At 63.7% G+C, this 20,949-nt stretch carries 20 protein-coding genes; 11 read left to right on the plus strand and 9 right to left on the minus strand.

The genetic code is table 11. The features are described 5' to 3' along the window. Positions 1–56 precede the first annotated feature (56 nt). From DDQ68_RS15665 to DDQ68_RS15685, 5 genes are all read left to right on the plus strand, one after another. Positions 57–869: a glycogen/starch synthase gene (locus DDQ68_RS15665; protein ID WP_109657143.1), complete on the plus strand. Its 813-nt coding sequence runs from the start codon at positions 57–59 to the stop codon at positions 867–869. 352 nt (positions 870–1,221) lie between these two features. Continuing rightward, on the plus strand, positions 1,222–3,060 hold the full coding sequence (glmS, locus tag DDQ68_RS15670) for a glutamine--fructose-6-phosphate transaminase (isomerizing) (RefSeq protein WP_109657144.1): 1,839 nt from the start codon (positions 1,222–1,224) through the stop codon (positions 3,058–3,060). A 129-nt stretch (positions 3,061–3,189) separates the two neighbouring features. Continuing rightward, on the plus strand, positions 3,190–3,573 hold the full coding sequence (locus DDQ68_RS15675; protein WP_109657145.1) for a RidA family protein: 384 nt from the start codon (positions 3,190–3,192) through the stop codon (positions 3,571–3,573). Between the two features lie 565 nt (positions 3,574–4,138). Beyond that, complete coding sequence (locus DDQ68_RS15680; RefSeq protein ID WP_109657146.1) at positions 4,139–4,459, plus strand: hypothetical protein; 321 nt, start codon at positions 4,139–4,141, stop codon at positions 4,457–4,459. Positions 4,460–4,596: 137 nt separating this feature from the next. Beyond that, positions 4,597–4,833, plus strand: coding sequence for an integrase core domain-containing protein (locus DDQ68_RS15685; RefSeq protein ID WP_162550156.1), 237 nt, complete (start codon positions 4,597–4,599; stop codon positions 4,831–4,833). Between the two features lie 294 nt (positions 4,834–5,127). Here the strand turns inward: DDQ68_RS15685 and DDQ68_RS15690 are convergent, their stop codons facing one another. Further along, the gene (locus DDQ68_RS15690) at positions 5,128–5,616 is read right to left on the minus strand and encodes a tetratricopeptide repeat protein (RefSeq protein WP_109657148.1); all 489 of its coding nucleotides are present in this window, start codon (positions 5,614–5,616) and stop codon (positions 5,128–5,130) included. A 227-nt stretch (positions 5,617–5,843) separates the two neighbouring features. On the opposite strand from DDQ68_RS15690, the gene DDQ68_RS15695 reads away from it, so the two are divergent. Then, the gene (locus DDQ68_RS15695; protein WP_109657149.1) at positions 5,844–7,229 is read left to right on the plus strand and encodes a lysophospholipid acyltransferase family protein; all 1,386 of its coding nucleotides are present in this window, start codon (positions 5,844–5,846) and stop codon (positions 7,227–7,229) included. A 251-nt stretch (positions 7,230–7,480) separates the two neighbouring features. Here DDQ68_RS15695 and chrA read toward each other — a convergent pair whose 3' ends face one another. Then, positions 7,481–8,731 (minus strand): chromate efflux transporter, encoded by a 1,251-nt coding sequence (gene chrA / locus DDQ68_RS15700; RefSeq protein WP_109658465.1) that lies wholly within the window; start codon positions 8,729–8,731, stop codon positions 7,481–7,483. 150 nt (positions 8,732–8,881) lie between these two features. Next, positions 8,882–9,859 carry an isopenicillin N synthase family dioxygenase gene (locus tag DDQ68_RS15705; protein ID WP_109657150.1) on the minus strand — a complete coding sequence of 326 codons (978 nt, stop codon included), beginning with the start codon at positions 9,857–9,859 and terminating at the stop codon, positions 8,882–8,884. A 226-nt stretch (positions 9,860–10,085) separates the two neighbouring features. On the opposite strand from DDQ68_RS15705, the gene DDQ68_RS15710 reads away from it, so the two are divergent. Continuing rightward, positions 10,086–10,958 (plus strand): hypothetical protein, encoded by an 873-nt coding sequence (locus tag DDQ68_RS15710; RefSeq protein ID WP_245897070.1) that lies wholly within the window; start codon positions 10,086–10,088, stop codon positions 10,956–10,958. Positions 10,959–11,183: 225 nt separating this feature from the next. Continuing rightward, on the plus strand, positions 11,184–12,494 hold the full coding sequence (locus DDQ68_RS15715; protein ID WP_109657151.1) for an AAA family ATPase: 1,311 nt from the start codon (positions 11,184–11,186) through the stop codon (positions 12,492–12,494). Between the two features lie 256 nt (positions 12,495–12,750). Here the strand turns inward: DDQ68_RS15715 and DDQ68_RS15720 are convergent, their stop codons facing one another. Beyond that, positions 12,751–13,488, minus strand: coding sequence for a hypothetical protein (locus DDQ68_RS15720; protein WP_109657152.1), 738 nt, complete (start codon positions 13,486–13,488; stop codon positions 12,751–12,753). 454 nt (positions 13,489–13,942) lie between these two features. After that, on the minus strand, positions 13,943–14,710 hold the full coding sequence (locus DDQ68_RS15730) for an outer membrane beta-barrel protein (protein ID WP_109657153.1): 768 nt from the start codon (positions 14,708–14,710) through the stop codon (positions 13,943–13,945). Between the two features lie 367 nt (positions 14,711–15,077). Here DDQ68_RS15730 and DDQ68_RS15735 point away from each other — a divergent pair, with 367 nt between their 5' ends. Then, a complete protein-coding gene (locus tag DDQ68_RS15735) occupies positions 15,078–16,130 on the plus strand; it encodes a 5-methylcytosine restriction system specificity protein McrC (protein WP_109657154.1) in 1,053 nt (350 codons plus the stop codon). Positions 16,131–16,227: 97 nt separating this feature from the next. Here DDQ68_RS15735 and DDQ68_RS15740 read toward each other — a convergent pair whose 3' ends face one another. Further along, positions 16,228–16,518 carry a hypothetical protein gene (locus DDQ68_RS15740; RefSeq protein WP_109657155.1) on the minus strand — a complete coding sequence of 97 codons (291 nt, stop codon included), beginning with the start codon at positions 16,516–16,518 and terminating at the stop codon, positions 16,228–16,230. A 134-nt stretch (positions 16,519–16,652) separates the two neighbouring features. Here DDQ68_RS15740 and DDQ68_RS15745 point away from each other — a divergent pair, with 134 nt between their 5' ends. Next, complete coding sequence (locus DDQ68_RS15745; RefSeq protein WP_109657156.1) at positions 16,653–17,273, plus strand: RNA polymerase sigma factor; 621 nt, start codon at positions 16,653–16,655, stop codon at positions 17,271–17,273. A gap of 123 nt (positions 17,274–17,396) precedes the next feature. After that, the gene (locus DDQ68_RS15750; RefSeq protein WP_109657157.1) at positions 17,397–18,584 is read left to right on the plus strand and encodes a S1C family serine protease; all 1,188 of its coding nucleotides are present in this window, start codon (positions 17,397–17,399) and stop codon (positions 18,582–18,584) included. Positions 18,585–18,654: 70 nt separating this feature from the next. Here the strand turns inward: DDQ68_RS15750 and DDQ68_RS15755 are convergent, their stop codons facing one another. The 3 genes from DDQ68_RS15755 to ribD all read right to left on the minus strand — a co-directional run bounded on the left by DDQ68_RS15755 (position 18,655) and on the right by ribD (position 20,936). Beyond that, positions 18,655–19,167: a fasciclin domain-containing protein gene (locus DDQ68_RS15755; RefSeq protein ID WP_109658467.1), complete on the minus strand. Its 513-nt coding sequence runs from the start codon at positions 19,165–19,167 to the stop codon at positions 18,655–18,657. A 138-nt stretch (positions 19,168–19,305) separates the two neighbouring features. Continuing rightward, positions 19,306–19,785: a free L-methionine (R)-S-oxide reductase MsrC gene (locus tag DDQ68_RS15760; RefSeq protein ID WP_109657158.1), complete on the minus strand. Its 480-nt coding sequence runs from the start codon at positions 19,783–19,785 to the stop codon at positions 19,306–19,308. 95 nt (positions 19,786–19,880) lie between these two features. Next, positions 19,881–20,936, minus strand: coding sequence for a bifunctional diaminohydroxyphosphoribosylaminopyrimidine deaminase/5-amino-6-(5-phosphoribosylamino)uracil reductase RibD (gene ribD / locus DDQ68_RS15765; protein ID WP_109657159.1), 1,056 nt, complete (start codon positions 20,934–20,936; stop codon positions 19,881–19,883). Positions 20,937–20,949 lie beyond the last annotated feature (13 nt).

The following is a 20,949-nucleotide window of genomic DNA, read 5'->3' on the forward strand; positions in this document are numbered from 1 at the left end:
GTAATTTTGTTCGGCCATCGTATGGCCTTTTCATTTTTTCTTTTAAATCCACCTGTATGTCGAAGTTGCGCATCCTTTACGCGGCCACCGAAATTGACCCTTTCCTGAACACGACGAAGGTGGCGGAGTTGCTGCGCCGGCTACCCGCCGGCATGCAGGAAATGGGTTGTGAGATTCGGATTTTCGTGCCCCGTTTTGGCATTATCAATGAGCGTAAAAACCGGCTGCACGAGGTAGTGCGCCTCTCGGGCATCAACATTGCCGTGGGCGACGACGAAAAGCCGCTGGTCATCAAGGTGGCCTCTATCCCGACGGCCAAGTTGCAGGTGTACTTCATCGATAACGAGGACTACTTCCACCGCAAGTCGGCCCTGGTCGACAAGGACGACCACTTCCACGCCGACAACGACGAGCGCGCCATCTTCTTCTGCAAGGGTGTGCTGGAAACGGTGAAGAAGCTCGGCTGGTCGCCAAACATCGTGCATTGCTCGGACTGGATGACGGGCCTCATCCCGCTCTACCTGAAAACAACCTACAAAAAAGACCCGGTGTTCAAAGACGCCAAGTCGGTGTTTTCGATTTACAACAACGAGTTCCCCGACAAATTCGAGGGTAACATCCTGGCAAAAGCGAAGATGCTCGACATCGACGACCAGATGCTGAACTCGCTGAAAACGGCCGATTTCAGCGGCTTCGTGAAAATCGGCATGGACTACGCCGACACCGTGGTGCGCTCCGACGAGGACTTCTCTGACAACCTCAACGGCATGTTCCAGGAGTACGCCTCGCGCAAAACCCTGAGCCAAGTCGCCACCGACGAGAACTTGCATTCTTCTTACCTGGCCCTCTACAACGAGCTGGCTAACTAAGCAGCCCGGGGCCCCGGCCAACCGTTTGGTAAGCTGCAATACCAAGGCAGCGTGCGGCGGAGTACCTCATGTCTTTATCTGCTGACCGCCAGTTTATTATCTGGTGAGGGTAGCGCAAGGCGGGGCCCCGGGGCCCCGCCAATACCCCAAAAAACAGTAGCTTCGCCTTTCATTGCTTTGCATTGCTCGTGAACTGCGCTGTATTTGTACTTAACGTTAGCTGTTTCCAGCGGCATTCGCTCCGCCTTGCGCAGGGCGCGCAGTCAGATTTTTGCGCCGGCGGCCTGTCCTTTCCCTGGATGGGCCGCCGGTTTTTTTAAATAAACCTTCAATTATTTAACGCTTTACTACTATGTGCGGCATTGTTGCGTACCTGGGCCACCGTCAGGCCTGCCCCATTATCCTCAAAGGCCTCCACCGGCTCGAATACCGCGGCTACGACTCAGCCGGCGTGGCCCTGATGAACGACGGGGAGCTGAACGTGTACAAGAAAAAGGGCAAGGTGGCGGAGCTGGAGAAGTATATCGCCGAGAAGGATACCCAGGCACGCGTGGGCATGGGCCACACCCGCTGGGCCACCCACGGCGAGCCCAACGACACCAACGCCCACCCGCACTACTCGACCTCGGAGCGGCTGGCCATCATCCACAACGGCATTATTGAGAACTACGCGGCCCTGAAAACGCACTTGCAGCAACAGGGCCACGAGTTTCATTCGGACACCGATACGGAGGTATTCGTGAACCTGATTGAGGAGATTCAGACCCAAAACCACTGCAACCTGGAGGAGGCCGTGCGCCTGGCCCTGCACGAAGTGGTGGGGGCCTACGCCATCGTGGTGATGAGCCGCGACGCCCCCAACCAGCTCATCGCCGCCCGTAAGGGCTCGCCGATGGTGATTGGTATCGGCGACGGCGAGTTTTTCATCGCCTCCGACGCCACGCCCATCATCGAGTACACCAACGAGGTGGTGTACGTGAACGACTACGAGATTGCCATCATCCGCGACGGGCGGCTGGAGCTGCGCAGCAAGGAGGACGTGGAGCAGACGCCCTACATCCAGAAGCTGGAAATGGAGCTGGACAGCATCGAGAAGGGCGGCTACGAGCACTTCATGCTGAAGGAGATTTTCGAGCAGCCGCGCTCCATCATGGACTCGATGCGCGGCCGCCTGGAGCTGAACGCTGGCCACCTGAACATGGGCGGCTTCCGGGCCTACGAGCAGAAATTCGTGAACGCCCAGCGCATTATCATCGTGGCCTGCGGCACGAGCTGGCACGCCGGCCTGGTGGCCGAGTACCTGCTGGAGGACCTGGCCCGCATCCCAGTGGAAGTGGAGTACGCCTCGGAATTCCGCTACCGCAACCCCATCATCACGGAGCGCGACATCGTGATTGCCATTTCGCAGAGCGGTGAAACGGCCGATACGCTGGCCGCCATTGAGCTTGCCAAAAGCAAGGGCGCCACCATCTTCGGCATCTGCAACGTGGTGGGCAGCAGCATTGCCCGCGCCACCGACGCCGGGGCCTATACCCACGCGGGCCCCGAAATTGGGGTGGCCAGCACCAAGGCCTTCACGGCCCAGGTAACGGTGCTGACCCTGCTGGCCATGCTGATGGGCCAGAAGCGCGGCACGATTACCGACACCAAGCTGCGCGAGCTGATGGTGGAGCTGGACACGATTCCGGCCAAGGTGGAGCAGGCGCTGAAGCTGGACGACGAGATCCGTAACATCGCCGCCGTGTTCTGCGACGTGCCCAACTTCCTGTACCTGGGCCGCGGCTACAACTTCCCGGTGGCGCTGGAAGGGGCCCTCAAGCTCAAGGAAATCAGCTACATCCACGCCGAGGGCTACCCGGCCGCCGAGATGAAGCACGGCCCCATCGCTCTCATCGACGAGAACATGCCGGTGGTAGTTATCGCCACCCGCGATAGCTCCTACGAGAAGGTGGTGAGCAACATCCAGGAGGTTAAGGCCCGCAAAGGCCGCATCATCGCCGTGGTCACGGAGGGCGACGACGTGATCCGCGGCATGGCCGAGTTCGTCATCGAAGTGCCCTACACCTCGGAGGCCCTGGTGCCGCTCGTGTCGGTCATTCCGCTGCAACTGCTAAGCTACCACATCGCCGTGATGCGCGGCTGCAACGTGGACCAGCCCCGCAACCTGGCCAAATCAGTTACGGTAGAGTAAAAAAAAAGTGAAAATGAGGGGGAATGTGGGAGGTGTGAAAATTGATTAATTCTCGTCAATTTTCACACCTCCCACATTCCCCCTCATTTTCACATTTCCCACATTCTTCTCATTTTCACATTCAAGCACATGCCCCACCAAATCATCCTCACCGACCAGGCGCCCGCACCCATCGGGCCCTACAGCCAAGCCGTGCGCGCCGGCAACACCGTGTACGTATCGGGCCAGATTCCGCTGGACGCGGCCGGCCAGCTCGTGCCCGGCGACGTGGCCGCCCAGGCTCACCAGGTACTAAAGAACCTGACCGCCGTGCTGGCCGCCGCCGGCTTGCAGCTCACCGACGTGGTGAAGTGCAGCATTTTCGTGAAGGACCTGGGTAATTTTGCTGCCATCAACCAAGTGTACGGCACGTACTTCGCCGATGCCACCGCGCCGGCTCGCGAAACCGTGGAAGTGGCCCGCCTGCCGCGCGACGTTGAAGTGGAAATCTCCTGCATTGCTGTGGGCGAGTAGGGGCCCCGGGCCGGGCTACCGGCTTTTCGCCGGCTGCCCGGTAACCGCTGAACGATGCGCCGCCCTGGCCATCGGCACCCAGGGGCCCTGCTAAATACGAAACTGTACTACTCCCCAAAAACTGGACAGTGAAAGCGGGCTAGCTTAGCTCGATTATGACCCCAAAACGCACCCGCCGTCGTTACACGGCTGAGTTCAAAGCCGAGGTAGCGCTGGCTGCGCTCACCGAGCGCCAGCCGCTAGCCGAGTTGGCCGCCCACTACAATTGGCGGTGGCCCAAATTACGCGATGGAAGCTGCAATTGCGCCAGCAGGCATCCCAGGCCTTCGCCGAAACGCCCGTTGCTGGTGAAGCAGTGCCGGATGTAGAGCCTTTGTACGCGGCCATTGGCCGGCTGCAAGTGGAAAACGCGCTGCTAAAAAAAACGCTGGGGCCATGTCGGTAGCCCAGCAACGTACCGTGGTCGCCCAGGCCGACCCGGCCAGCTCGGTGCAGGCCCGCTGCCAGGCGGTGGGTCTTTCGCGCAGTAGTTTTTATTACCAGCCGCGCCTATAATCTGGAGCTGATGCGCCTACTCGCCGAAGAGTTTGCCGACCACAATTTCAAGGGCGTGCTCGGCCTGCGCGACCACCTGCGCCTGGTCGGCCACGCTGTCAACGAAAAGCGTGTACGCCGCCTCGTGCGCCTGATGGACCACGGGCCGGGCTATCCCAAGCCGCGCTTAAGCGTGCCGGGACAAGGCGTTACGCCCTATCCCTACCTGCTGCGGGACCGGCCGGCGACGGCCCCGGATGAGGTGTGGAGCACCGACATTACCTTGTACTCATGGCCAAGGGCTTCCGCTACCTGGCTGCTGTGCTCGACTGGCACTCACGCTACGTGCTGAGCTAGCAGTTCTCCAATACGCTGGACGTGGGCTTTTGCCTGCAGACGCTGGCTGATGCCCTGCGCGTCGCCCCGGCCCCACACATCTTCCATTCCGACTAGGGCAGCCAGTTCACCTCCCTGGCCTACGAGCAGGCCTTGCTCGCCGCCGGCTGCCGCATTAGCCGCGACGGCCGGGGCCGCGCTACCGATAATGCCTTCATCGAGCGGCTCTGGCGCACGGTTAAATGGGAGCACAGCTACCTCAACTCGGCCAATGATGGCCACCACCTGCACCAGCAATTACAGGCGTACTTTGCCTACTACAACCACCGCCGACCCCACCAAAGATTGCGCGGCCAGATACCCGCCCAGATCTTTCGCCAAAACTCTTAATTCAAACATAACTATATTTCTTAACACGACCCGCTAAACTGTCCAGTTTTTGGGGAGTAGTACAGCTCGTGCCCTACGACGCGGCCGCCATGCGCGAGTACAAAATCACGAAGCGCGTGAACTCGCCCGCACACAACGACCCCGAGGTGCTGGCCGCCGCGTAGCCCGCCGGGGCTCCCGACGGGGCTAGTGGAACGTACCGCCAAGCTGCGCTTGGCCTTGCCTATGCTGCAATAGGGCCCCTAGAGCAAGGCTAAGCGCAGTTTGGCAGACACCCATCGTTCCAAAACTGTGCTAGCGATGCATGCCCTCGCCCAGGCCCTGCTGGATAATGCGGAAAGCCGGGTCGTTGGGCTTCAACACTTTGCGTAACTGGTTTTTAGCCTGCACGAAGTGCGGGCGGGCGTCCACGAGCTGGCCCAACTGCATGGACAGGATGCCCGCGTACAGGTGCAAATAGCCCTGTGCCTTGGGCGTGGACGGGGCCGTGGGCAGCCGGCTGTTGAAGAACGCCAGCAGGGCTGGGGCGGCGTTCTCCGCTTCGTAGATGCTCATCAGGTCGGTGTACACCTGCTCGTCGTTCGGGTTGAGCCGGAACAGCTGGCCGGTGAGGGCCGGGGCCTGCGGCGCGTGGGCCGCCACGGCCGCGGCTACCTCGCCCTTGAGGGCCGCGTAGGGCCCCGTGGGGGTCGTGGTAGTGGGTGCCGCTCCCGGCGTTTGCGCCCGCAGCGGGGCCGGGGCCCCAGCCAATAGTAAACCAATAACAAGCAGAGCAAAGCGCATAACCATCCAAAAAATGACCAGGGGAATTGGGCCGGCAAGTAACCACCGGCGCGCCACACCTTGCCCAGCTCTCGGCCAGGCGGCCGGTTGCCAACCCTTGCCCGGCCTATCGGAAGGCGGCGAAAAGCAAGGCGCTGTGCCTGCCCGGGGCCCCGCGCAGCGGGCGCGCCAGGGCCCCCGGCGGCCCGGCCCGGCGCAATGCCCGGCGGCACCGTATTTTGCTGCCTATGCTGGCCTACCACATCATGAAACCCATCGTGCAGGCGTCGCTGCGCGTGTTTTTTCGGCGCGCCGAGGTGCGCCACCCCAAGCGTCTGGCGCTGCCGGGGCCCCTGCTGCTGGCTGTGAACCACCCCAATACCCTGATGGACCCGCTGCTGGTGGCCGCCCATATGCCCCGCCCGGCGGCGTTCCTGGCCAAGAGCACGTTCTTCAAAAACCCGGTGTTGCGGGCCATCTTTGAATCGGTAAACTGCCTGCCCATCTACCGCCGGCAGGATGCCGAAGCGGCCGCCACCGCCAGCGGCCGGGCCCTGAACGCCGCCGAGTTGCACGCCCAAAACGAGGCTGCTTTCGGCAAATGCTACGATTACCTGGAGCAGGGCCGGGCCATCATGATTTTTCCCGAAGGCGTCAGCCTGAACGAGCGCAAGCTGCGCCCCCTCAAGACCGGGGCCGCCCGCATTGCGCTGGGGGCCGAGGCCCGGCACAATTTCCAGCTGGGCGTGCACGTGCTGCCGGTGGGCATCAACTACTTCGATCCCACGCGGTTCCGCTCCGACGTGCTGCTGAACGTGGCCCCGCCCATCCGGGTGGCCGACTATGCCGCGGCCTACGCCGCCGACCCTGACGCCGCGGCCGACGCCCTCACCGCCGCCATCCGCCAGGCGCTGGAGCGGCGCCTCGTCATCAGCCGCGACGCGGCCAGCGACGCCCTGGGCCATCAGATTGAGCGCACCTTCGGCGACCACCTCAACCCCGACGACGACCCCGATACGCTCTACGACAACTTCCAGCTCGGGCGCACGCTGCTGCAAGCCGTGGCCTACTTCGAGCAGCACGACCCCGCCCGCCTCGCCGCCGTGCGCAGCCAGCTCGCTGATTACCTGGGGGCCCTGCACCGTCACGGCCTCGACGATGCGGCCCTCGACGAGCAGCGCCGCGGCCGCCTGGCCGGCCTTGTGAACCTGGCCCTGGGCCTGCCCGTGTGGCTATACGGGGTGCTCAACAACTACCTGCCCTACCGGCTGCCGGCGGCCGTGGCCACGCGCGTGACGCCTGCCGAGCCCGAGTTCCGGGCGGCGGTGATGATGGGCGTGGGGCTGGTGGTGTTTCCGCTTTTCTATGGGCTGCAAGCCGCCGCCGTGCAGCACTGGCTCACGCACCGCTGGTGGCTGACGGCGCTGTACGTGCTCAGCTTGCCCATCAGCGGCTTCTACGCCCTGGGCTACGGGGTGGAGCTGGCGGCCCGGCTGCGGCGGCTGCGGGCGCTGCGGCTGTTCCGGCAGGCCCCGGCGGTAGGGGCGGGGCTGCTGGCCCAGCGGGCGGCCATCGTGGCGGCCCTGGAGGCGGCGCGGGTGCGCTACCTCGGAGCCTCGGCGCGCCCGGCTTAGGGCCCCGGGTCCTCCGCCAGTTGCCCGGTTTTTGCCCAAGTCCTGCCAATCATTAGCCCGGTTATCAAGGCGGTGCGCGGTAGTGCGCACTTTATGGTTCGCACTACCGCGCCGATTCAACGATTACCGGGCAGCGATGCACACCACAAAGTGCGCATAACAACCCAGCTGCCTTTTACGCCAACCTAAGATTTGCGCTAGTTGCTTGTTGTCAGTTGTCTGTGCTAATTCTGATAACCAACAACTAAAGCCTACCCCGCCAGGGCCCCCGCGCCCAGTGCCGCCGCCACCAGCGCCACGGCCGGTACCCGCTCCCAGAGCAGCAGCAGGAACGTGGTGCCCACCAGCAGCGGGTTCAGGGGCACGGCGGCAATGGGGCCCAGGTGCCAGTGCCAGGGCAGGGCCAGTAGGCGGTCGGGGAGGGGGTGGTAGAGCAGCAGCGTAGCGGCGCAGACCAGCCCGGCGCTCACGGCATTGATGCCTTCGAGCGAGGCCTTCACCACGCGGTACTGCCGCAGCCGGGCCCAGAAGCGCAACACGAAGAAAATCAGGAACGTACCCGGTAGGAAGATGCCCGCCGTGCCCACCAGGGCCCCCAGCACCTGGCCGGTGGTGCCGCTGCCCTGCGCCCGCATGGCCAGGGCCCCGATGTAGGCGGCAATGGAAAAATTGGGCCCCGGCACCAGCTGCACCACGCCCAGGCCCGACAAAAACTCGGGCGCCGTGAGGTAGTGCTTAAACTCGACGAACTCGGCGAACAGCAGCGGGGCCAGCACCTGCCCGCCCCCAAACACCAGCGAACCGTTGCGGTAAAAGTTCTCGAACAGCCGCACCGGCAGCCAGTGCGTGTAGTGCCCCAGCACCGCCGCGCCCACTAAAATGCCCAGCCAAAGCAGGAAATTGGCCCATTCCACTTGCAGCGGCTTCTTCTCGGTTTCGATGGCGTGCTTGCGGTAGCGCGCCGTGGTCACGGCGCCGCCGGCCAGCAGCAGCACCGGTAGCACCCACGGCAGCTGAAAGAAGTAGGCCAGCATAGCCGAGGCCACGGTGAGGGCCACCGCGGTCTTGGTTTGAATCACTTTCTCGCCGATGCGATAGGCCGAAAACGCCACGAAGCCCACCGCCACCGGCTGCACAAACTGCACTAGCGCCGCCACCAGCACGGGGTTTAAGCGGCTGAGGGTGAGGGCGGCCAGCGTCATGAGCACCGTGGCCGGCAGTACCCACACCAGCAGCGTGAGGTAGGCCAGGTTGGGGCCCCCCAGCCGGTAGCCAATCACGGTCACGGTTTGGGTGGAGGTGGGCCCCGGCAGCAGCGCGCACAGGGCCTGTAGCTCCAGCAGCTCGGCGGCGCTGAGGTAGCGGCGCTTCTCCACCAGCAGGCGGAACATCATGGCCAGGTGCGCCGAGGGCCCCCCGAAGGCCGTGCAGGCCAGTGCGGCCACGTCTTTCAGAAACACGAAGTTGCGGCCCCGGCGCAGGCGGCGCCCGCCCTTCCGCAAGGGGACCGGAAACGAGCGGGGAGTGGGGGGCGGGGGCGGCACGAACGGGTAGTAATGGCGGGCGCCGAAGATAACGGCCGGCCGGGGCCCCGCAAAAAAAAGACTGCTCGGGGCCCCGGGCAGTCTTTTGCAAAACGGCAAAAAAGATATTTATTTCTTTTTCAAGCCTAACTCAATCAGGCGCTCGTTCAAAAATTCGCCAGCCGTGATGTCGGCTTCCTTCTTGGGGTTGTCGGCCGTGACGAGGTGCGGCAGGGCGGCCAGGCTCATTTCCGAGCGTGGGTGCATGAAGAACGGAATACTGTAGCGCGAGGTGTTCATCTTCTCGCGCGGCGGGTTCACCACCCGGTGGATGGTGCTGCGCAGCACACCGTTGGTGAGGCGCTGGAGCATGTCGCCCACGTTCACCACAATCTGGTCGGGCAGGGCCGTGATGGCAATCCACTGGCCGTCGCGGCGCAGCACTTGCAGGCCGTCGGCGCTGGCGCCCATCAGCAAGGTAATCAGGTTGATGTCACCGTGCTCGGCGGCGCGCACCGCGTCGGCCGGCACCGCGTCGGGGTCCTCAATCGGGAAGTAGTGGATGGGCCGCAGGATGGAGTTGCCGTGGCGCACTTTGTCGTCGAAGTAGTTTTCGGGTAGCTCCAGGTACAGGGCGATGGCGCGGAGCACGTCCTGGCCGGCGGCCTCCAGCGTGCGGTAGGCGTTGAAGGTGCTATCGTGAAAACCAGGCACTTCCGCGGGCCAGATGTTGTCGGGATACTCGCCCTTCACGGGGTCGGTGGCGTCTTCCACCTCCTGGCCCACGTGGTAAAATTCCTTGAGGTCGCCGGTGTTGCGGCCCTTGGCGTGCTCCTTGCCCTTGCTGATGTAGCCGCGCTGGCCGGCCAGCTCCGGCTTTTCATAGGCCTGCTTGGCCGCATCGGGCAGCTGGAAAAACGCCTGCACGTTGGCGTACAGCTCCTTGGTTTGCGCGTCGTTGAGGCCGTGGTTTTTCAGGGCCACGAAGCCAATGCTTTGGTACGCTTTGCCGAGCTGCTGCACAAAGTGCGCCTTGCGCTGCGGGTCGCCGGAGCGGAAATCGGCGAGGTCGAGGGACGGAATCTGGTCCAGGAGCGGGTCTTGCATGGCCAAAAATCAGAGAATGAAACGAATAAATAAAAACGTGGCCCGGCTTGGCCTGGGCGAGCAAAGCCGGGCCGCAAGGTAAGAAACCGGCGGCGGCGGCGGTTGGTTTCAAGGCCGGCTGCGCCCGCGAATGCCAAAGTATTGCGTTATTCGTGCAGATATTACCTGCCGCGCGCTCATTCTTTCGCCTTTTGCACTTTTCTGATAAACACCGTACCGTATTCCTATGAAAAACCGCTTCGCTTCTTGGTTGCCCACCGGCCTGCCGCTGGCCCTGGGCCTGCTCGCCGCCACCGCCTGCGATACCAGCCGCTCGTCGACCGACGCCGCGGCGTCGAACAGCAACGTGCCCTCCACCACGCCCACCGCCGCCCAAAGCAGCGGCATGAAGGCCGACGCGATGGAGAAAAACGGCATCCGCCTCACGCCGTTCAGCGATTCGCCCAAGTTCCCGGAGGCGCAGATGCGGCTGGTTTCGCCGCCGTCGGGCTCTACCGTGCCCAGCGGCGAGGTGCGCTTCAACTACCAGGTTAGCAACTTCATCCTCACCAAAATGAGCGGGGGGCCCGAAATGGCCCAGATGGCCAACTCGGCCAAGGGCCAGCACATCCACAACATCGTGGACGACATGCCCTACACCGCCCACTACGAAACCTCGTTCAGCAAACCCATCGCCGACGGCCAGCACGTGGTGCTCTCCTTCCTCTCGCGCTCGTACCACGAGAGCCTGAAGCACCGCGGCGCCTACGACCTGCGCATCATCAACGTGGGCAACGCCCCCGCCCCGGCCGAGCCAATTATCGACGTCAACAAGCCTAACCTGTTCTACAGCCGGCCCAAAGACACGTACTCGGGCGCCGATGCCAAGAAAATCATGCTCGATTTTTACCTCGTGAACACCACCCTCGATTCGGGCGGCAACAAGGTGCGCGCCACCATCAACGGCACCGAGTTCATGATCGACAAGTGGTTGCCCTTCCAGATGGAAGGCCTGCCCGCCGGCGAAAACACCGTCAAGCTGGAGCTGGTCGACAACAGCGGCACCTTGATTCCGGGGCCCTACAACTCGGTTACGCGCACCTTCACGGTAGCCCCGTAGATTGCTTGGCTGCCTGATAAACAGAGTGTCACGCAGAACGCAGTGAAGCATCTCCACCGCTCACTAATCATGAATTACTGCCGCGGTAAAGATGCTTCACTGCGTTCTGCATGACGGCCTCTTTGCTAACCAATAAAAAAATCCCGCCCTTGCCGGTGGGATTTTTTTATGCTCGCCCGGGGCCCCTGCCGTCACCGGGCGCGGCCGGGTCCCGTACTTTGCTACATGGCCGCCGCCGCTCCCGAACCCGTAGTTTCTGCTGCCGTGCCGCCGCTCACCCGCGAGCTGGTGCTGCGCGCACTGCGGCAAATTGACCGGGCCGGGGCCCCGCTGCCGGCCAGCACCGTATACGAGCTGGTGTACCGCAGCCGCCGCTATCCGCCCCGCGCCGTGGCCGAGTGGGCCCACCGCCTGGCCACCGGCGACGCCGCCGCCCGCTGGCCCCATCCCGCCGGCACGCCCACCAACGCCGTGCTCGAAGCCCTCGACTTCACCATCAGCACCAAGCGCCCCGTGCTGGCCCCCGGCCACGCCGCCGACGCCGCCGAACCAGCCGACGGCCTCTACCTCGGGGGCCCCGCGCCGGCCGCCCTCGCGCTGGCCGCCGAGCCCGGGGCCCCCTACGCGCCCGCCAGCCTGCCCCCCGCGCCCGCCGCGCCCTACACCAAGGCCGAGGCGCTGGCCGAGCTGCTCATCACGGAAGATGAGTTGGATGCCGCCCTCTCCGGCTTGGCCCGCCGCCGCAACCTGCTGCTGCAAGGGCCCCCGGGCACGGGCAAAACCTTCCTGGCGCGGCGGCTGGCCTGGCTACTGCTGGGAGCCCGCGACGAAAGCCGCCTGGAGCTGGTGCAATTCCACCCCAGCTACGGCTACGAGGACTTTGTGCTCGGCTTCCGGCCCGACGACCGGGGCCAGTTCCGGCTGGTGCCGGGCGTGCTGCCGCTGCTGTGCCAGCGCGCCGCCGCCGACCCCGGCCGGCCCTACGTGCTGCTCATCGACGAGCTGAACCGCGGGCAGGTGGCCCGCATTTTTGGCGAGCTGCTGGGCTTGCTTGAAGCCGACAAGCGGGGCCCCGCCCACGCCCTGCGCCTGCCCTACGCCCCGCCCGAGGCCCCGCGCTTCTTCGTGCCCGAAAACCTGTTCGTCGTCGCCACCCTCAACCTAGCCGACCGCTCCCTGAGCCCGCTCGACTACGCCCTGCGCCGCCGCTTCGCCGTGGTGGCGCTGCAGCCGCAGTTCGGGGCCCCGCTGCGGGCGCTGCTGGCCGCCCACGGCGTGCCCGGGGCCCTGGCCGAGCGCCTCACCGCCCGCCTCGCCGCCCTCAACCAAACGATAAGCGACGACCCCGGCCTGGGCCCCGAGTTCGCCGTGGGCCACAGCTACTTCGTGCCGCCGCCCGGCCCGCTGCCCGCGCCCGCCGCGTGGCTGCGCCTCGTCATCGACCAGGAAATAGGGCCCCTGCTGGCCGATTACTGGCGCGACGAGCCCGCCACGGTCGCCGCCCAGCTCCGCAAGCTGCGGGGGATACTGGAGTAGCGGGAAGTAGGGGCCTGAGCCGCGTTGCTGAACGTGGGGAGCGTATTCGGGAAACCTTTCTAGAATTCTGGGTCGCTTCAGAGGCTGTTTAAATCAATCAAAGCGGTCATGCTGAGCTTGTCGAAGCATCTCTCCCGCTTCGTTGAATAGCCCTAGCGAAGCAAGAGAGATGCTTCGACAAGCTTAGCATGACGGTTCCATCTTAAGTTTTCAGATTTCCTAAAAGCTTCCGCATGAGGACCCATAAAATAGGTTGTTAATTCACGAGCGCGCTACTTTCCTCTTGCTGGTACCAGCTTGCCATTTGGCGTTGAATCGTCTGCTCGGAAGTGGTATCTGCCAGTAATTGCTGGTACGTCATTTTTTTTACGTCCAGGCAATAGGTGGTAAGAATAAGGTAGTTAACGTATTCACGGCTGGTGCTGGTGCTGTCGGCTAGCGTGATGCCCCACTCGTGCGGCGTGGCTTGCTCCGCTTGGGTTAGCTGCTGAATCTGCTGGCGCAGGGGCGGGTAGTTGGGGCCCCGGCGCGCGACGTACTCCGCGTAGCCCTCCCACTTCCACGGCGGGTAGTGCGCTACCGGGTTCGAGTGCCAGAAACCCAACCGCCGTACCTGGTAGCAGTGGGTGGCTTCGTGGGCGAGTAGCTGCACCAGGTTCCACCGGTACCCATTCAGCAGCAGGTAATTCGGCATCGGGTTGGCTGCGCCGCTGAGCACAACGTTTCGGTAAAAGCCCCACGCAAACGCAGGGCCCTGCAACTTTTCTACCAGGCCGGGGTACCGTGACCCGTCGTTCAGGCAGATGTTCAGGCGCAGGGCCGGATCGAACCAGTTGCTTCGTTGTACGAGTGCGCGCGCCTGCTCCACGCGGGGCAGCAGCGCCGGGTCCAGGGGGCGGTTGTGGTAGATGACGTAGTGGGCTGTCGCCGTTCGGTTCGCATACAAGAGCCCAGGATTCAGCAACAACAAGGCAAATACCAGGCTCAGCAGCATGCCGGAGGTCAGGAGCGAAACCGCCCATTTCTTACTTGTGCTCATGCCAACGTAATTTTCCGGCCCGTGTGGGTTGCCCGGTATACTCGTCACGAAGTAGGGTGCGGGGCTTGTCCCCGCCCGTCGTTGAACGAAAGCTGACTGAACCGTTCAATGACGGGCGGGGGCAAGCCCCGCACCCTACTTCGTTTTCGCATTCCACTTCGTGAGCAGTATAAATGCCTTCTATCACCCGCATGTCTTTGCGGCCTTCCTCGCCAGATATATGGACAGGCAAATGCTGGGCAATGTCATCCAGCTGCGCCGCCTGCTGATTGACCACGGGAAAATCAAACGTGGCCCGGCTGGTGTGGCCTTTTAGAATCCCAAGCCGCTCTGATATCGGAAAGCATCCGTCAAAACGAAAACCCTTTACAGGCCAAAAGGCTAACTTGGTAGACTTCTAACCAACGCATTAGTTATTAATGCGTTGCTTTGGAACTTGTTTGCCCACTGGTAGCAGGTAGGCAAACGCGGCCTGTACAGTCCGGTTGTAATAGCTCTGCGGTTCCTGCAAGGCGCTGAGTACATCTGCGTTGGTCAGGCCAGCGCTGTAGGTTACTTGCAGCAGCGCCGCTCCGCATCGGTACCCCACGCCCGCCTGGAGGCCGGCATCCCAGCGTTGCGCGTAAAATGCGTCTGCCTCCACGGCTTCCGCACCGGGCCGGATTGGCTGCTCGCTGTCGTAAAAATAGGTCCCCGTGGCATACTCGTACTGGTTGTGCACAGTGCGCTTACCCCCTAATAACAGCCCCACATACCCGCCGCCGAAGACTTGCCACCCTTCCCCGCTAGCCTTTTGGGTGTAGGCCACGTTCACGGGCAGGGTCAGGTAGTTTAGGCGCCGCGTTAGCTCGGCTCGCGCTGGCCGGGAGCTGCCAACGATGGACGGCTTCTTCGTTCCCGTGAGCACAAATCCCTTCTGCGCGTACAACAGCGCCGGTTGCCACGAAAAATGCCGGTAATTAATGTTCGCCACCACGCCCGTTTCCAGCCGCGTAACCGATTCAGTAGTGAAGGTATAGGGCACCGTACCGCTGTAATTGAACTTAGCGCTGGCAACATTGACCCCCACGCGGGGGCCAAGGCTGATGCGGGCTTGCGCGCGCGCCGAATGCAGGTGGGTGCCGAAGCACAGGCCCGTGGCCAAGGCGCAAAGGGGAAAGCGAGAAAATCGGGGCATCTGCGGAAAAGAGGTAAAGCAGTGAATGCTTAGGATGTAGCTAATCTAAAGACGTATTGAGCGCGGCGAAGCATCTCCGGGGCGTTGGTAAACGATTGATTTAGTAACCGGTAGAAAAATATGCAGAATAATCGGCAAATCAAATTGAGAGGGCTGTTCAGGTAGGCATTAAGCGCCAAGCGGAGCAAATCCAATGCCTGAAGCGCACTTTTGAGAAGGCCCAGCCGTTCGCTGCGGCTCCCCTGATGCCGGGCTTCGCAGGTTTCAGCAGGACCTCATCCATTGCCGGGTGTAAAATTCTTCGCGCGAACGCCAAGCGCGCCGCGCCGCTTTTCGTAAGCCAGCCTACCGTCCCTACACCGCCCACATGGCCCCCACCGTTCCGCTCGCCACGCTCTATTACCTGCTGTGCTACGCCTGGAACCGCCTGCCCGAGCCCGCCGACTGGGCCCCGGGCGGCTCCGCGCCCTTCCACAGCCCGCTGGAGCTGCTGGCGCAATTGCTGCTGCAAGCCACGCGCCGGCTGTTGCGCACGGGCCTGCCCTTGGCTTTTGAGGAGCATGAGGACGTGCTGGGCACCCTGCGCGGGCGCGTGGCGCTGGGGCCCTCGCTGGCGCGGGGGCTGCTGCCGCAGGGCCGGGCCGTGTGCCGCTTCGTGGAGCTGGGGCCCGACGCGCCGCTGGCCCGCCTGCTGGCCGCCACCCTGGCCGCGCTGGCCGCTCGCCCCAGCCTGCCCGTGGCGCTGCGGCGCGAGGTGCAGCACCTACGCCGGCGGCTTCCTGGGGGCTTGGCGCTGGCCCCGGCCGGGGCCCCATCGGCCGCGCTGCTTGGGGCCCTGCGCCGGCAGCGGTGGGGCGGCGAGGCGGCGTTTGCCCTGCACCTGTGCGAGCTGGTGTGGCGGCACGCGCTGCCCGCGCCCGGGGCCCCGGGCCGGGGCCGGGTGCTGGATTTCCGGCGCGACGAGCCGTTGATGGCGCGGCTGTTTGAGCAATTTGTGCGCAACTTCTACCGGCGTGAGCAGCGCCAGTACCGGGTGTTTGCCGAAACCATTGCCTGGCAGGCCCAGGCCGCCGCGCCTGCCGACCTCGACCTGCTGCCCACCATGCTCACCGACACGACGCTGGAGAGCCCGGCGCGCAAAATCATCCTCGACACCAAATACTACGCCGCCGCCCTGCGCCCGCGCTACGACCGCCAGCGCCTTATCGCGCCCCATCTCTACCAGCTCTTTGCCTACCTGCAAAACCAGGCGCCCGCCCCCGGCCAAGCTCTGGAGGGTATTTTGCTGTACCCCGCCGCGGCCGCGCCCCCGCTCGACGCGCGCTACACCCTGGGGACCCACCCCGTGCGCGTGGCCACCCTCGATTTGCACCAGCCCTGGCCCGGCATCGCCGCCGATTTGCTGGCGCTGGTGGCCTGAGGCCAGCGCACAAAAAACCGCCCGGTCTTCCTTGCGGAAAACCGGGCGGTTCGAATGGGTGGTAATTAAGCGGCTGGCGTTACGGCCAGCCTGCTAATTATTTCTTCACCTCGGTGGTGGTGGTGGTAGTGCCAGCGGCAGGAGCCATAGCGCCGTCCATTTTAGCACCGTCCATCTTGGCACCGTCGGCGGGAGCCGTGGTACCAGCGGCAGGAGCCATTGCGCCATCAGCAGCAGGAGCCATTGCGGTGGTGTCGGTGGTAGCCGTGGTGGTGGTTTCGGTGGTAGTGGGGGTGGTGGTGGTGGTTTCGGCGGTCTTCGACTCGCACGACGACAGACCAGCGGTGAGGGCGAGGCCCAGGGCAGCAAATTTAACGAGCTTGTTCATGTTGGGGTATTTTTGAAAAGATTTTAACTGGAAATCGCCCTTTATCCGGCTTTCCGTAAAAGGTAACCCGTCCGGCAAAACTTTTTTTTCGGCGGGTTACTTCCTACTCTTCCCTGTATTAACCCCCAAAGCGAATGAGCAGAGGCGACTCTTCTTTTTCTTCTTCGACTCCCTTGGTACCCGCCCCCGACGAAGCTTTGATTGCCGCCATCCGCGGCGGCGACGAGCGGGCCCTGGCGCAGCTCTACCGGCTGCACTGGCCCATGGTGTCGCATTTCGTGCTGCAAAACAGCGGCTCGGACGACGACGCTCAGGACGTGTACCAGGAAGGCGTGATGGTATTTTATGAAAAGGTGCGCGACGGCTCGCTGGAGCTCAACTGCCAGGTCAAAACCTACCTCTACGCCGTGTGCCGCCGCCTCTGGCTCAAGCGCCTTACCAGCAAAAGCCGCTTCGGCGTGCGCTTGCAGGAAGACGATGACCTGGGGCCCCTGTACCATACCGGGGCCGAAGATGACCTGCTCGCCGCCGAGGAACAGGACCGCCGCTTCACCACCATGAGCGAGGCCCTCGACCACCTCGGCGAGCCGTGCCGCTCGCTACTCGAAGGCTTTTACCTGCTGGAGAAATCCATGCAGGACCTGACGGCGGAGTTCGGCTATACCAACGCCGACAACGCCAAGAATCAAAAATACAAGTGCCTCGTACGCCTCAAAAAACTCTTTTTTGTTCACTACAAGGAAGCACCGATTTAGAATTTCAGTGAGTAGTTATCAGTAAGTAGTTAACAGTTAGCATTCGGCAGCAGGCTCCTTTGGGCCCCGCTGTAAACTGCTCCTTGTTGATAGATAACTGATAACTGAAAAGCTGCCTCCGCCATGCAAACCGAAGCCGATTACTACGCCTTATTTGAAGCCTACAACCGGGGCGAGCTGGCCCCGCCCGCCCGTACCGGCCTGGAGGCCCGCTTGGCCGCCGACCCCGACTTGGCCCTGCGCTACGCCGACTTCGGCGAGCTGACGAGCACGCTCCGGGCCGTGGGCCAGCGCCGCGCCCTGCGCCAGCAGCTGCGCGGCCTGCACGTCGAAATGCTGGCCGAAACCGTAGTTAAACAGCCGGTTGCCGACGCGCCGGCCCCCGGGGCCCTGCGCGCCACCGTGCACCCCGTGCTGCGCATTTCGCGCACCGAGCGGGTGCTGCGCGAGTTTTGGAGCGGGCACCGGGCCACGGTGGGCGTGGCCGCCTCAGTGGCGGTGCTGGCCGTATTTGGCTCGCTGCTGGGCCTGGAGTGGTGGCGCGCCGCCAACACCAAGCCCTCAATGTACGGCTACACGGTGCTGCGCCGCGAGCTGAACCAGCTGCAAAACAACCAGCGCGCCCTCAGCCGCAGCCTCAACCAGGTGGACGCCGCCAAAGGCGGGGCCCCGGTGCCCGTCAACAACGGCAAGTTCAGCGGCACGGGCTTCGCCCTCACCGCCGACGGCTACTTGGTGACGAGCTACCACGTGATTCAAGGTGCTGACTCGCTGCTGATTGAAGGCCGCGACCAGCAGCATTACCACGCCGAAACCGTGTACTCAGATCGCGCCCACGACTTGGCCATTCTGCGCATCAAGGACCGCGACTTTAACGGCTTCGGCCGCCTGCCCTACACGTTTAAGGCCGGGCAGGCCGACCTCGGCGAGCGGGTGTACACCCTGGGCTACCCGCGCGAAGACGTGGTGTACGGCGAAGGGGCCCTGAGCGCCCGCTCCGGCTTCGGCGGCGACACGGCCTTTTACCAGGTCAGCATTCCGGTGAACCCGGGCAACTCCGGGGGCCCCCTGCTCGATGAGCGCGGTAACCTGATCGGGGTGGTGAGCGGCCGCCAGAGCGACGCACAGAGCGCAGCCTTCGCCACTAAGTCGTCGCTGCTGCTGCGCCTCGTCGATTCGCTGGCCAAGAAGCAGCCCGCCGCCCCCTACCACTTGCCCCACACCAACCGCCTGGCCGGCACCCCGCGCCCCCAGCAAATCAAGAAGCTGCAAGACTTCGTGTTCGTGGTGAAGGTGTTCGAGAAAGATTAGCTGTTGATATACCATGGAAAAGGCCCGGCTGCTCATCGAGCGGCCGGGCCTTTTTGGCTCTGAACCCCGATTACTTAGCGGGCATCAGCACCGCATCGATGGAATGCACGACGCCGTTGGTGGCTATGATATCGGCTTTCTGCACAGTGGCGGAACCGCCTTTGGCGTCCACGATCATTACGTTACCGCCTTCTTTTTTTACTGTCAACATTTCGCCTTCCACGGTCTTGAGCTTCTGCCCGTCTTTTAGGCTGGCGGCTTTGTGGATGCCGGGTACCACGTGGTACGTGAGGATGCCGCTGAGCGTCTTCTTGTTCGCAGGCATCAGTAACTTATCAAGCGTACCGGCGGGCAGCTTGTCGAAGGCCGCGTTCGTGGGCGCGAACACCGTGTAGGGCCCCTTGCCTTTGGCCCGGTCGGCCAAACCAGCGGCCTTTAATCCCGCCAGCAGGGTGGTGTGGTCGGGCGAAATAGCGGCGCTAGCAGCTAGGTCTTTGTGGGTGGCCTGAGCGGTGGACGTCAGCTGGACGCCCAGCATCAGGAACAGGCCCAGCAGGGCGGTGAACAAAGTTTGCTTACGCATGACAAAGTGGGTTAGGTGAAAGAGTACCACCGAAAGCCCAATGCCATGCTTTTTGTTTGTGCTCATAAATTGGCTAAGAGATATTTAAGTTGAATAGCAAGGCCCCATAAGGAACCGGGCCCCGCTTGAGGGCCTCGCCTAAAACCACTGCGCCGCCCGCTGCATGAGTTGCTCCAAGGCGGCCTGGTCGTCGGCATCGAAGTCGTTGAGCTGGTCGCTGTCCACGTCGAGCACAGCCACCACGGCGCCGTTTTTGAGGATGGGCACCACGATTTCCGACTTCGAATCGGAGCTACAGGCGATGTGGCCGGGGAACTGCTCCACGTCGGGCACGAGCAGAGTGCGGGCCTGCGCCCAGCTGCCGCCACACACGCCCCGCCCGTGGCGGATGCGGGTGCAGGCGATGGGACCCTGGAACGGCCCGAGCACCAGCTCGTCGCCTTTCACTAAATAAAAGCCCACCCAGAAAAAGCCAAACGCCTGCCGCAGCGCGGCGGCCGTGTTGGCCAGGTTGGCGGTCAGGTCGGGCTCGCCGGCGGTGAGGGTATCGATTTGGGGCAGTAGCTCGGCGTAGCGGGCGGCCTTGGTGGTGGCAGTGAGGGCGAGGGTTTCAGCCATTAGAGGTAGCGGGGACTCTGCGAGTCCCCGCGTTTGGGTGGTGGTTTATTTATCGGTTAACTAATCGTTCAACGCGCGTACTCGCAGCGTTCACGCTACTCGTTCAGGTAGCGGAACAGCTGGTCGTCGCCCACGGCCTCCACGCTTTGTAAGCCGCTGAGGCCCAGGCGCGGGGCGGCCACGCCGGCCCCTAGCTTGCGGGGGCTGCGGAAGATGCGGATTTCGTCCCACAGCCCCGCTTTGAGCAGGGCGTTGAGCACTGTGGGGCCCCCTTCCACCAGCACCGACTGCACCTGGCGCTGCCAAAGGTCGGCCAGGATTTGGGGCATCAGGTCATCAGCTTCGGTGAGGGTGGCGTAGGCCCGGTTTTCGGTGTCGGGGCGCTGCCGGTAGGTGTAGAACAGGGTGGGCTGCTGGCCGTCGAGCACGTGGTGGGTGGGCGGCAGGCACAGGTTTTTGTCGAGGATGACGCGCAGCGGGTCGGGGCCCGGCCAGTCGCGCACGGTCAGGTGGGGGTTGTCGTGCAGGGCCGTGCGCGTGCCCACCAGAACGGCCTGCTCCTCGGCCCGCCACTGGTGGGTGAGCAACCGCGCCTGGGGCCCGCTGATGGCCACCGTTTGGAAGTAGGGCCCGGCCAAAAAGCCGTCGGCCGTTTCGGCCCATTTCAGCACCAGGTAAGGCCGCTGCTTTTCGTGGAAGGTGAAGAAGCGCCGGTTCAGCCAGCGGCCTTCGGCGGCCAGCAGGCCGGTTTCGACCCGGGCCCCGGCGGCGCGCAGCTTCGCGGTGCCGCGGCCCGCCACCAGCGGAAACGGGTCATCGTTGCACACCACTACTTCGGGCACGCCGTGGGCGATGAGCAGGTCGGCGCAGGGGGGAGTTTTGCCGTGGTGGGCGCAGGGCTCCAGCGTCACGTACACGCGGCTCTCTCTTAATAACGACGGGTCGGCCACGCTGGCCACGGCGTTTACCTCGGCGTGGGGCCCCCCGTACCGCTCGTGCCAGCCCTCGCCGATGATGCGGCCCCGGTGCGTTACCACGCAGCCCACCAATGGGTTGGGCCGGGCGTAGCCGGTGCCGCGCAGCGCTAGGTCGAGGGCGCGGCGCATGAACAAGGAGTCGTCGGGAGCGTCGGGGGTGGGGGCGTCGGCCATGCCGCAAAAGTAA

The sequence above is a fragment of the Hymenobacter nivis genome (genome assembly GCF_003149515.1).
GTDB lineage: Bacteria > Bacteroidota > Bacteroidia > Cytophagales > Hymenobacteraceae > Hymenobacter > Hymenobacter nivis.